This is a genomic window from Jeotgalibaca porci, assembly GCF_011299095.1.
Lineage (GTDB): Bacteria > Bacillota > Bacilli > Lactobacillales > Aerococcaceae > Jeotgalibaca > Jeotgalibaca porci.
On sequence record NZ_CP049889.1, the window covers coordinates 288,704 to 300,840 of the forward strand.

A 12,137-nucleotide genomic window follows, 5' to 3' on the forward strand; every position below is an offset into this window, starting at 1 on the left:
TTCTTCCTTACTTAAATATAGCATAAGCAGTAGTAGGAGGACCAGAGCGATTTGCAAAAATGAGCGGTTATGGTTCTTAAGCCAGTGCTTTATATTGATGTTCTAACAAATGCAATGCATCACGGAAATGAAGATACTTTTTATATACAGTTAGGTAATTTTCATGATTTACCAGATTCGACTCTATAACGCTGCCCGTTTCTACCTCTAAGGCACTTGCTTCTACCAACAAGACTGCTCCTAAACTGGAACTTTCAGGCGAATCCGAAATCATCAGCGGATAACCTAGAATGTCAGCCGTTAACTGTGCCCAATCTTCTGATGCCAAAAAGCCACCTGATGCTTTCACTGCACGCGTCTTACCGCCAATTCCTTCTAATATACTAAGTACTTCTTTCAAATTGTACAGAATACCTTCTAAAGCTGCTCGCATGAGATGGTGTTTGGTGTGGAAAGCACTCAAACCATAAAAGGTACCGCGTGCTGATCCATCCCAAATCGGTGCGCGTTCGCCATTTATATAAGGAATAAATAACAATCCTGCCGCACCGATTTCTGTTTTACAAAGAGCGGTTGGAAGTTCTTCGTATACGCGCTTTTCTTGTTCGAACAAGAGTGTATTCAGCCACTCGACGACATTCCCGCCGTTATTGACTGCGCCACCCACGACCCATTTTCCCGGAGCTAAATAATAGCAAAAAGTACGCCCTTCTGGATCCAGATAAGGTTTTTCGAGTGTCATTCGGAGGGCGCCGCTTGTACCAATCGTGAGTGCTACCTCGCCAATCGCATTCGCTCCTGTACCTAGATTCGCCAAGCAGCCATCGCTCGCACCAATTATAAGTTTCGTATCGGAAGATAGTCCCAGTTCTTCCGAAAGTTGTTCACTTTTGAATGAAAAAGACGTCGTAACATCTACAGGTTCGGACAATTTGCACGGATTTAATTTTAATTGCGCCAAAATTTCTGTATCCCACGTCAAATTATGAATATTAAAGAGACCTGTTGCCGACGCAATAGAATAATCTATAGCATAGTGACCGGTAAAATTGTAAAAAAGATACTCTTTAATCCCAATCAATTTATGGGCGATTTCAAGCAAATTCGTTTCTTCTTTCATCCACAATAACTTCGCAAAGGGACTCATCGCGTGTACCGGTGTTCCGGTTTTCAGATAATAGCTTAGCCAATTCTCTTCTTTCTTCAGACTATCAATTTTTTTATGCGCGCGGTTATCAGACCACAGCCACATATTTGTAAGCGGTTCTCCTGTTTCATCGACCGCCATCAAAGCATGCATCGCACTGGAAAAAGACAGAAAGGAAACATAATCGCCTTTTGGGAGTTGCGCCGTTAGCTGCTTAATAGCTTTCTTTACAGCTTCTAAAATTTGTCTCGGGTTTTGCTCTGACTTATCTGGCGCCGGGCGTAAAGTAGGGTAGCCTTCATTCGCAATCGCCTGAATTCTATTCTTATCATCGAATAAAACAGCTTTTGTACTGGTCGTTCCAATGTCGACACCAATTCTATAGTGCATTTAATCGCCCTTTCTAACGGGAATTGCGTGCCCTCCAAATTCATTTCTTAAAGAAGCAATCACTTTTTCCCCATATTTATCTTGATCGGTTGAAGAGAAGCGCACCTTCTCCAATTGCTTGCATCATACCATATTCAATGGCTTCAAATATATGTGCGATTTCTTTATGACGACATGCCGAAATGTGCTTACTCACGGATTTGAGTTAGAACTTCTTGCTTGTGCAAACTAAAAACCCATCCGAGTCCGCGGATGGGTTCCTTGTTCTTAAGACATTGTCCAACCGCCATCTACCGGCAAGGCATGGCCGGTAATGTAAGAAGCCTGGTCGCTTCCTAAAAATAGTGCTGCATGCGCAACATCATTCGCCTCGCCCAGACGCTTCATTGGGATTGGTGAAATGAAGGCATTATAAATATCTTCATTATCAAGTAAATCCTTTGTCATGCCCGTTACGCCGGTCCCCGGGCTAATGGCATTAACCCGTACGCCCGCTTCCGCATAATCAACCGCCATCGCGCGCGTGAACGAAATAACCGCCCCTTTTGTTGTCGCATAGGAAATCGCGCCTGGGAATCCAATGATTCCACCTGCAGATGCAGTGTTGATGATATTCCCTTTCGTTTCTTTCAAGTAAGGAATTGCATATTTACTTGCCAAGAATAATGCCGTTACGTTCACATTGATTGAACGGTTCCAATCATCCATTGTTGTTTCTTCTACTGTACCTGGTGCATAAATCCCCGCATTGTTAAATAGAATATCAATTTTCCCAAAGTTATCCATTGCTTTTTGGATAAAGTTCTTCACATCTTCTTCCTTACTAACATCGGCCTTGACCGCTACCGCAGATCCGCCTTTTTCTTCGATACGTGATACCGTTTCTTGCGCCGTTTCTTCATTGTAATCTACGACTACAACTTTTGCGCCTTCCTTGGCATATAGTTCAGCAGTTGCACGGCCAAACCCACTGCCCGCACCCGTAATAATTGCTACCTTGTCATTTAATAACATTTATATTCTCCTACTTCCCTATTTGATAGTTTGAGTATACCGAAGTATTGTGATTTTAACCACAATAAAAAGAACCGCCGCAGCGATTCTTCTTTTTAATGCATTCCGTAGTGTTCTTCTTCCTCGGAAAACATGTAACTCTTATAGTGGTAACGCATCGACATAACTAGCCCGATTGCCATCATATTCCCCAACAGTGCGGAACCACCTTGTGAAATAAACGGTAACGGGATACCCGTAATTGGCAACAATCCGATTGTCATTCCAACATTCTCTAAAACGTGGAAGAGAATCATCATAATTACACCGGTACTCATGTACGCGTAAAATTCATTTTTTGTATCAAAGCAAATGCGGACCATCTGATAAATCAGTAGGAAGTAAACGAAAATCAGAATACAGCCACCAATAAATCCGAAGTTTTCCCCAATCGTTGAAAATATCATATCGGATTCACGAACAGGAACGTAGACTTCTGACATCCCCAACCCCTTACCGAACAAGCGACCGGAGCCAATTGCTTTCATACTTTGTGCCAACTGAAACGCATCGCCTCGGCTGTCCTCAAAAGGATTTAGCCACGAATCGATTCGCGAGAATTGATACGGCATGAAGCCGACTTTTAATAAAATGTCCCGGTTATAAATAACCAAATAAATCAACACACCACCAATTAAGCCGATGACACCAAAAACTGGCAGTAAAATTTTCCAACTTACACCTGACATCAAGGTCATTCCAATAATGATTGCCAGGTATACCAATACGGTACCCAAGTCATATTGCGCCATAACAAGTACAAGTAGCGGCAGTGACCAAAGTCCAATCTGCAACAACAGTTTCCAGTCGGTGCTTAGCGAGCGTTCTGAAGTTTCCATATTGTGTTTGGTGATTACTCTCCCCAACATCATAATTAAGGATATTTTCACCACTTCCGACGGTTGAAATGAAACAGGTCCGAACACGAACCAGCTTTTCGCACCTTGCAGGTTATAACTTCTTCGGTCATAGAAAATCAGGACCAATATAAGGAGCAGGACACCGAGACCATACGCAATGGGAGCGAGCTTCCATAGTTGTTCTGAGTCGAACTGCATTAAAACGATGACCGCGACAGCTCCAATGATATACCATAACACTTGCATAATTGTTGGTCTCAAGGATGGGGTCGTACTCATCATATACGTTGTTGAATAAATTGTGATAAGACTGATAAGTGCCAGCAACATGACTGACAAGATAATACCGTAGTCAATTTTCGACACATCGGAATCAGGTTGTTTCTTTTGATTTCTCATGGTTATTTCCTTTCCCACATTAAAGCCATCTTCATTTATTCATTATATATAAAAACAGAAAATAAAAAAAGGGCTCACCACTTAAGATTTGCTTAGTTTCCAAGCACAAAAAAATAGCAACCCTCTGTTAGCAGTTGCTAATTTTTTTGTTATTCGCCAATCCAATCACTTGGATCCGTTTGTCCTGGCAAATAATTCATTTTAATTTTAATGTTTTCTTTCGTTAACGTGCGTTTCATCGGTTGTTTTTTCAACATCAGTTGTTTACCACGTTTGGAGAAAACATGCGAAACATAAGGGAAGTCTTCATCCATCACTAATTCATCCTCGTGCGTGTAGTCGTAGTAAATGACATTCACAACCCCTCCGAGAATAAAAACAGCTCCGAGTAAATACAACCAAACCATGAGTACAATAAATACTCCAATCGTGCCAGTTCCTAGCGAAGCGCCTCCTGCTAAACTGATATATAAAGAAAACAGTTGTGAAATCAACAAGAAGCCAATGGTCGCTACGACAGCACCTGGAAGTGCATATTTGAGCTTCCATTTCACATTTGGAACAAAGAAGTAAACGAAAGCCAAAATCATTATCAAGACTGCAAAGGCGATAATCCAACGAACCTGTTCGAACGTTGTAATAATTCCCAAGATATCAACGGGCAGTAACGATTGAACCAAACCTAGAATTTCGCGTCCAAATACAAAGATAAATGCCACAATCCCCATCAAAAAGACGAGTAAAACGGCCGTAAGAAATGAAAAAATCCGGGTAATAATAAAGTTTTTTCGCGGTTTTGTATCATACACTTGATTCAGTACATTTTGAAAAACAGAGAACGCTTTTGATGCCGGCCATAATGAGAAAATAACCCCAAACGAGATTGCACCGCCGCTTCCGCCACTCAAGTAACCTTCCAAGATAGGCAGAATAACGGTTCCGACCTCGCTTGGAACTGCCAATTCAACATATTCCAAAATTTGATTGGTTGGTAATGGCAAGAGTGGAATGATATTTGCAAGCGCCAATAGAACCGGGAACAATGCTAAAAGAATATAGTATGCGAGTTCCGCCGACTGTCTGCCGATTTCGGCTCGTTTAATATGTTTCTGGACAATCTTGATGGTTTCAGAAAAATTCTTTTCTTTCAAAGGTACCACCTCTTCCTACTTTTCTACCCCCATCATATCAAAGTAGGAAGCTGTAAAAAAGTAAAACGATTAGTCCTTTATTTTTACAATCCAACCTTCAGGCGCTTCCAAATCACCGAACTGAATCGCGGTCAATGTTCGGTACAATTCATACGTCACAGGTCCCACTTCTGTTTCTGAATAGAAAACATGGAAGTCCTCTCCGTTTTGGATGCCCCCGATTGGTGAAATAACTGCCGCTGTTCCACAGGCACCCGCTTCCTTGAACATTCCCAACTGATCCAGATAGACATCGCCTTCAGAAACTTTCATACCCAGATGATGTTCAGCTAAATAAAGCAATGAGTACTTGGTAATACTCGGTAAGATGGATGGTGAATACGGCGTAACGAATACGTCATCATGTGTGATTGCGAAAAAGTTGGCAGAACCTACCTCTTCTATTTTCGTATGCGTCGCAGGGTCTAAGTAAATACAATCACTAAACTGACGTTGATGCGCTAAATGACCCGGCATTAAACTGGATGCATAGTTTCCGCCTACTTTGGCAGCACCTGTTCCATGCGGCGCCGCACGGTCATAGTCCGACACAATGAAATTCGTCGGTGTCAGTCCTCCTTTAAAATACGGTCCTACCGGCATAACAAAGATTGAAAAAATATATTCCGCTGCCGGCTTCACACCTATGTTCTCGCCGACACCAATCATATACGGGCGAATATATAAAGTTGAACCTGATTCATAAGGCGGAACCCACGATTCATTCGCTTTTACAACCGCCTTAACCGCTTCGACAAATTGGTCGACTGGATAATCTGGCATCATTAAGCGTTGGCAACTTTTGGCCATCCGCTTCGCATTTTCCTCGGGACGGAATAATTGAATGTCTCCCTCTTTTGTCCGATAAGCCTTCATGCCTTCAAAAACTTGCTGCCCATAGTGAAGAGCCGTTGAGCCTTGATTAATCGTCACCGTATTGCCTGAATCAAGACTTCCTGTGTCCCACTGGCCATCTTTCCAGTAACTAATAAAACGGTAATCTGTATCCATATAAGTAAAGCCCAAATTAGACCAATCTAAATTTTGTAGTGTCTTTTTCACATGTATCGCCTCCACTTTTTCTATCGGACAGAAAGTGCCCTATCACCAAAAGAAATTTTCTTTTTCGCATAAAGAATTTTATTTACACCTAATGTGATTAAAACGGGTAGAACGGCACCACATAAGAAATAAACATAGCCGTTATTGTTGATTATAAACAATGAAGCAACCAATGAACAGAAGCCCATCCATCACTCTCTATTCCATTTTCTTTTCAAAAAAAACGAATAAAAAAAGAGCCATCTCCGTTAGATAGGCTCAATCGTCTAAAGAGCACCCATGAATGACGAATAGGATTCTTATTTTGCTGGTTAGCAAATTAGAATCCTAAGGCTCGACTAAAATGATGACTGAAGAAGATGGTGAAAATGATGGGTAAACATATCGTGTATTTATCATTGCCTTAGTCGCTTTTTTCATCATTTTCACTTCCCCTCTTGTCAGCTTTGATTTAAGATTACGTTGTTATTCTAACGATTAAATGAGAATAAGTCAATCATTTTATAACGTTACTTTAATATTAATAGCGTTATTTTAACTTAAACTTTTTTGCGAACGTTATCATAGCCGCATGAAAAAAGACGGATAAAAGTCTCTATACGACCTTATCCGTCTTTCAATAATAGCTTTTATTTTTGGACGCGTTTTGACCAGAAGCCACCGTGAACATATTTCGGATCAGATGAAAATACGAAAGCCTTTTCGTCTATTTCTAAAATCTGACTCACTAAATGACGCTCTTTCTTACGAGTGGCCAAAACATTTAAGACCACACGATTGCCTTGGCGGCCTTTTGCCTGAATAATAGTAACGCCGTAACCTTCTTCCCACAGCCTTTCAGCCATACGGTTGTCTGAATCTGAAGTCATGACCGTCACCATCGTATAACCAAGTGCTAACCAGTCTTCAATTTTGATTCCGAGCGCGATACCAACCCCGTATCCAATCGCATACGAAGCTAAATTAAGCGGGTTATCCAAGCTACTCATTACAATACTTAGTCCCGTTACGTAAATAACAATTTCGACCATACTGATAAGTGGCGCCAATACACGGTAGCCCTTCATCGTCAGCATCAAGCGGATAGTACTTAACGTAACGTAAACAAAACTAATCAAGAAAATTTGTAAAATTAAACCGATATTCAAATTAACACTCCTTATTCAGCCGGGAAATCAACGTACTCGCCCGTAAGCATATCCATTTCTTGAACGTTTTCTGTTGCATCATCGTACTTGAACATCCCAACCATGTTCGCAACTTCTTCGTTGTCTTCCCGGATATTTACAGTCACGACATCACCTTCTACAGGTTCGATGATATACATATAGCCTTCTTCTTCAGTATAACCCGTCACACTTGCAATGGTTGTTAAGGCGCGCTCAATTAAAGCCGCTTCATCTTCATTCATTTGCGTGTTGGATTCAACTTCTGATGTTTCTACTTCAGAACTGACAACCTCTTCACTTGATTCAACCGATTCAACGATTTCAGATTGGCTTTCAACAACAGAATCTGTTTCTGCTCCTTGCTCCAAAGTGCCGCCACAAGCAGCCAATAAAAATGTTGTCATTAATAAAATGGATCCTTTTTTCATCATATGCATTTATAGGTCCTACCTTCCAAAGATTTTATTTTCATTATACACCAAGTTCTTTAATTTGTTTCTGTAAATTCTCTTAAGTCGAATTCCGAAACATTTACGGGACCACGCATAATTTGACGCATAATCCGTAAGTTTCCATCTTTATCGCTTTGAACATGCCAACGAACGAGTTGAATCTCTTCACCGACTAATTCTAAAGCCGTAATAATGGTCGGATAAACACAACAGCCGATATTAAAATAAGGCAGGGCATCCTTTTTAGGAAATTTAAACCGGTGTGTATGCCCACAAATCAACATTTTTTTATTCTCCGCAATCCACTTCGAATAATTTTTCTCGATTTTATGACGTCGGTTAATATTTTTTACCGGACTGGATGGGTTCCGAATCCCGAAGGCATGTAGAAAACGCCAGAAATATTTAAGCGACAACATCGTTAAACGCCAAAATTGATCATTGGGCGCATCCCCTTGGTGACCATGAACCGTCAGAATCTCTTGCCCCGTTTTTTCATTTTTTAGCACCAATGCTTCAATGGGCTTTAAATCGGGCAAGAAATCAAAGAACGTATCATGGTATTCATCATAGTTGGTATAGTAATGTTTTTCGACATAGGCAGGGTTTTTCAAATAAATATTGTGATTTCCCCACATCATAATCAATCGATCGTCATCGTAAAACTTTTTGATGGTCGAAAACACACCGGGATGTGCATTTTTGATATGCTTAAAATCTTGATATTCCCAAAGCTCGTCTCCGTCTCCCGCTTCTACATAGACAAAATCGTTTTGATAGTAGTAATCAAGGGCATACTGAAAAATATTCCTGTTTCGCGTAAATTCATCTGATAAACTGCCATCTCCGCGATGATGATCACTGATAAAAACGTATTTTGTTTCTTCATTAAACTCTTTGACTGTGGCACCTTCATAAGCGCCGGTTAACCTTCGTTTAGTAAACATATTCTCACTCCTATATGTTTCCTTGTTAGTAATAGTATACTTCAAACAGTCAAAATTCCCAAAAATTTCCGTTTATCCAGCAGGATTTGAGGCTCGGAAAGCAATACAAAGACTTTTTTATTTATCTAACAGGCTCGGTTTATACATCAGGTAAGTAATGCCCACAGACAGCGTAAGTGGAGGGTATGTGTTCGAGGGGCGCGGCGGCGTGCAAAGGTTAATTGATTTAGGCTGACTTTTGCACGCTTTTGCGATAAAGAGTGCAAGAGTTGGCATTTTTTAACTGACCTTTGCACCTTTTTGAAGTTTTTAGTGCAAAAGTCTTCACTATTTAACTGACCTTTGCACGTCTACACTGAATGACGTGCTCCCAGAAACTTATAAAATCCTCTACTATTAAGAAAAGAGTAATCAGGAAATTTCCCCGACCACTCTTTTACCCTTTAATGGCTAATAAGTTGTGTTTGATCATTAAAATAACTGCGGTAAGCTAAATAACTTGAAATCATTGTCGAAAATGCGGTCGTCGCTATCATCATAAACATGACCACAATTTGGTAACGAATCGCTTCAGTCGGATTAACGCCCGCAAACATCAACCCTGACATCATTCCCGGCAAACTGACGAGACCGACCGTTTTTGTACTATCGATGGATGGCGCCAAAGCTGACTTGATACTTTCACGGATAATGGTTTTAGAAGCTTGGTTAGCAGTTGCCCCCAAGGCCAACCGTTCCAATACTTGCTGACGCTGATCTGTATATTTAGAATGCATCGTACGATACCCGACGCCAATCGCTGTCATAGCACTACTCGCAAGCATCCCCGTAATCGGCACAACCTGCGACGGTGTCCATTTCAAAGCACCGGAAAGTAAAAGGACGAGGAGTGAAACCAACGTACCTACGCCAATCGCTGCCAGTGATATTTTAAATGCATGTTTAATTTTATTGGCACGAAGCGAAGCATGATAAGCTGCATTCGTAATGATAAATAATACCATCGTTGATGTAATAATAATATTATCCAGTTCAAAAATATAACCTAACACGTATCCAATAATAAATAGCTGTATAACCGCGCGAACTGCGGCAATCAAAATGTCTTTCCCGAGTTCAAGCTTTTCTTTGTAATCAATAATAAGTGCGATGACAATTAAAAATCCGGTCATTGCCAGAGATAAATTAGAAATAGATAAATCAGTCATGACTCACGTCCTCCAATCGTCCTTCCTTCATTTCAATTGTTTTGGCAGCGTCATTAATTTCATCCGTATTATGCGTAACCCAAAGCACAGTAATCTTATTTTCTCGATTCAACCGCAGAATCGCTTCGCTGATGACCTTGCGATTTTCTGCATCCAAGGCACTCGTCACTTCATCCAACAACAAGACCTCCGGAGTAAACAGAACATTACGAATTAACGCTACACGTTGTTTTTCCCCACCCGAAAGTTCTGTTATTTTTTGATCCAAATACTGCTTTGACAACATCACTTTGTCTAATAACGCAATCGCTCTTTCCCGATCAAACGGTTCGTTTCTAATTTCGTACGGAAACATCAAATTATCCGCAACCGTTGTTCCAAATAAGGCCGCATTCTGAAAACTATACGAAACCTCTTTCCGATAGTCGGTGATTTCATACTCCGAAAGTGGCTTTCCTTTGTAGATGATTTCCCCTGCTGAAGGATTCATAATCGCCGCCAATAGTTTCAACAACGTGCTCTTCCCGCTGCCTGAAGGTCCTTTAATAGTTAAAAAATCACCCTTTTGAATCTTAAACGAAATATCCTTTAATATCTCCTTCTCACCCACTGAAAAAGATAAATGCTTTACTTCTAAAATGCTGTTCATGCAACCCCCTACTTTCATATGCTCTGCTTACTATTATACATTATAATTATTATAATCTAGAGGGATATGCTTACGAATATAAAAAAGCCCAGAAACGAATCTGACTACTGTCAAATCAACGTTTCTAAGCTTCTTCTATTTATCTCTTATGGAGATGAGGGGGATCACCTTATCCCCTTCACCTCAACGTTTATAGCTATATAGTAATGGTTTTGGTAATGGTTCAGACTAAATTTTCACGCATACGCCTATGTTTTACGGATAAAACTACAAATTATATTAATATAATTTTAACCTCGTTAATTATCAACATTTATTATCTCGTCTATACTTAGAACGTTATCTTCCCCAAAAAGTTCTCTCATTTTTTTTAACACTATTTCCTTAGAGAGAATATCTAGCTCCATATATACTACTAATTCTCTTTTTGCTCTTGTTACACAAACATAGAGCAACTTTTCTGTTCTTTCCTTGATGCTTTCTTTAGCAGTGCCTAGAAAATACTTATGAAAATTATATTTATTCCAACCTCCATTGTCAAGTACAACTAATACATTATTATATTCACTACCTTTAACACTATGTTGGGTGGCAAATGGTAAATAATCTTTCTGATACTCAATTGATTTATTATACTCTTGGAAGGAAATAGACTTAACTCTCTCCCACAAGTAGTAACCCCTCCCATTAATAAAGCTATTAAATCCGTCTTTTTTATGTACTAAATCATTCTCTAAGGCATATTTAAGTATTTCTTCGATAGATTTCATTTCTGAAATAGAATTTATTAATTTATTCATAATAGCAGTGAGCATTTGTTTATCTTTTATTGATTTAATTTGGTATGTACATTTTCTCAAAAAACCATTAATATTGTTATTTATATAAAGTTCTATTATTTCATATAAATCATCTAACTGTCTTAGAATTGGATCTCTTGATGTTGATGCTTTATGTGTATTAGTTAGACCATCGTATTTATAACTTAATAATGAATCTTGATTCACAATTTGTTTTTTAACTTTGCCCCACGGTAAGTCGAGAATAATATTCAATTTATTTATATGCTCAGATTGTGCAACTTCATATAAATTACCACGATTCCTATTTTCAAAAATATTATTATTTTCTACTGCTAATTGTTTAAAAGTCTTTTCATCATCAAGCTCTATTTCATCAAGATTTTTAATTTTATTTACCAATTCTTTAATAGGATCTTTGTAATATAAGTTGTAAAAAGTACTGAACCCTGACTTTTCAGCATTAATTGAGTGAGTCAACCAAAGTTCTTTTGTCTCCTTATCGTTAAAATTCCAAGAAGAAAATATTTCAGCATTTTCTTTTGCCTTATCTAAGCATTTAAAAGGCTCACTTTTATCTGTCAATGAATTTGAATATAAAAAAGTGACTCTTCCTTCCCTTATTTTGTCATGTTTCATATTTGGAGCATTTAAATCATCGGAAGCTTTTTGTATTAAACCATCATTTCTCAACTGATTACTTAACTTAATAACTTTAGAGGGATTGCGGCGATTTTGCTTTTTGTAAACTTTTTTTAAACCTTTAACCTCTATATCTCCTACGCCATTGTCATAAATAGATTGCATCGAA

Annotated in this window: 11 protein-coding genes; all 11 read right to left on the reverse strand. The window is 39.2% G+C overall.

From position 1 onward, the window contains the following. Positions 1-76: 76 nt before the first annotated feature. Complete coding sequence (locus tag G7058_RS01635; protein ID WP_166061904.1) at positions 77-1,537, reverse strand: gluconokinase; 1,461 nt, start codon at positions 1,535-1,537, stop codon at positions 77-79. A gap of 267 nt (positions 1,538-1,804) precedes the next feature. Beyond that, a complete protein-coding gene (locus G7058_RS01640) occupies positions 1,805-2,551 on the reverse strand; it encodes an SDR family NAD(P)-dependent oxidoreductase (protein ID WP_166061905.1) in 747 nt (248 codons plus the stop codon). A gap of 95 nt (positions 2,552-2,646) precedes the next feature. Then, positions 2,647-3,849 carry an FtsW/RodA/SpoVE family cell cycle protein gene (locus G7058_RS01645; protein WP_166061906.1) on the reverse strand — a complete coding sequence of 401 codons (1,203 nt, stop codon included), beginning with the start codon at positions 3,847-3,849 and terminating at the stop codon, positions 2,647-2,649. 149 nt (positions 3,850-3,998) lie between these two features. After that, positions 3,999-5,000: a YihY/virulence factor BrkB family protein gene (locus G7058_RS01650; RefSeq protein WP_166061907.1), complete on the reverse strand. Its 1,002-nt coding sequence runs from the start codon at positions 4,998-5,000 to the stop codon at positions 3,999-4,001. Between the two features lie 69 nt (positions 5,001-5,069). Next, a complete protein-coding gene (locus G7058_RS01655) occupies positions 5,070-6,050 on the reverse strand; it encodes a branched-chain amino acid aminotransferase (protein ID WP_264372324.1) in 981 nt (326 codons plus the stop codon). A 680-nt stretch (positions 6,051-6,730) separates the two neighbouring features. Beyond that, on the reverse strand, positions 6,731-7,249 hold the full coding sequence (locus tag G7058_RS01660; RefSeq protein ID WP_166061909.1) for a DUF2179 domain-containing protein: 519 nt from the start codon (positions 7,247-7,249) through the stop codon (positions 6,731-6,733). Between the two features lie 11 nt (positions 7,250-7,260). Then, positions 7,261-7,707: a hypothetical protein gene (locus tag G7058_RS01665; RefSeq protein ID WP_166061910.1), complete on the reverse strand. Its 447-nt coding sequence runs from the start codon at positions 7,705-7,707 to the stop codon at positions 7,261-7,263. Positions 7,708-7,757: 50 nt separating this feature from the next. Then, positions 7,758-8,669: a metallophosphoesterase family protein gene (locus G7058_RS01670; RefSeq protein ID WP_166061911.1), complete on the reverse strand. Its 912-nt coding sequence runs from the start codon at positions 8,667-8,669 to the stop codon at positions 7,758-7,760. Between the two features lie 443 nt (positions 8,670-9,112). Further along, positions 9,113-9,877 (reverse strand): ABC transporter permease, encoded by a 765-nt coding sequence (locus G7058_RS01675; protein ID WP_166061912.1) that lies wholly within the window; start codon positions 9,875-9,877, stop codon positions 9,113-9,115. After that, positions 9,870-10,526: an ABC transporter ATP-binding protein gene (locus G7058_RS01680; protein ID WP_166061913.1), complete on the reverse strand. Its 657-nt coding sequence runs from the start codon at positions 10,524-10,526 to the stop codon at positions 9,870-9,872. The genes G7058_RS01675 and G7058_RS01680 overlap by 8 nt, the downstream gene beginning before the upstream one ends. Before the next feature lie 299 nt (positions 10,527-10,825). Further along, entirely contained in the window at positions 10,826-12,133 is a 1,308-nt protein-coding gene (locus G7058_RS01685) for an ATP-binding domain-containing protein (RefSeq protein ID WP_227004470.1), read from the reverse strand. Positions 12,134-12,137: the final 4 nt, after the last annotated feature.

Excerpts from the sequence above, each read along its gene's own strand:
- G7058_RS01635 (WP_166061904.1), bottom strand. The coding sequence starts at position 1,537 with ATGCACTATAGAATTGGTGTCGACATTGGAACGACCAGTACAAAAGCT.
- G7058_RS01640 (WP_166061905.1), bottom strand. The coding sequence starts at position 2,551 with ATGTTATTAAATGACAAGGTAGCAATTATTACGGGTGCGGGCAGTGGG.
- G7058_RS01645 (WP_166061906.1), bottom strand. The coding sequence starts at position 3,849 with ATGAGAAATCAAAAGAAACAACCTGATTCCGATGTGTCGAAAATTGAC.
- G7058_RS01655 (WP_264372324.1), bottom strand. The coding sequence starts at position 6,050 with ATGGATACAGATTACCGTTTTATTAGTTACTGGAAAGATGGCCAGTGG.
- G7058_RS01665 (WP_166061910.1), bottom strand. The coding sequence starts at position 7,707 with ATGCATATGATGAAAAAAGGATCCATTTTATTAATGACAACATTTTTA.
- G7058_RS01670 (WP_166061911.1), bottom strand. The coding sequence starts at position 8,669 with ATGTTTACTAAACGAAGGTTAACCGGCGCTTATGAAGGTGCCACAGTC.
- G7058_RS01675 (WP_166061912.1), bottom strand. The coding sequence starts at position 9,877 with ATGACTGATTTATCTATTTCTAATTTATCTCTGGCAATGACCGGATTT.
- G7058_RS01680 (WP_166061913.1), bottom strand. The coding sequence starts at position 10,526 with ATGAACAGCATTTTAGAAGTAAAGCATTTATCTTTTTCAGTGGGTGAG.
- G7058_RS01685 (WP_227004470.1), bottom strand. The coding sequence starts at position 12,133 with ATGCAATCTATTTATGACAATGGCGTAGGAGATATAGAGGTTAAAGGT.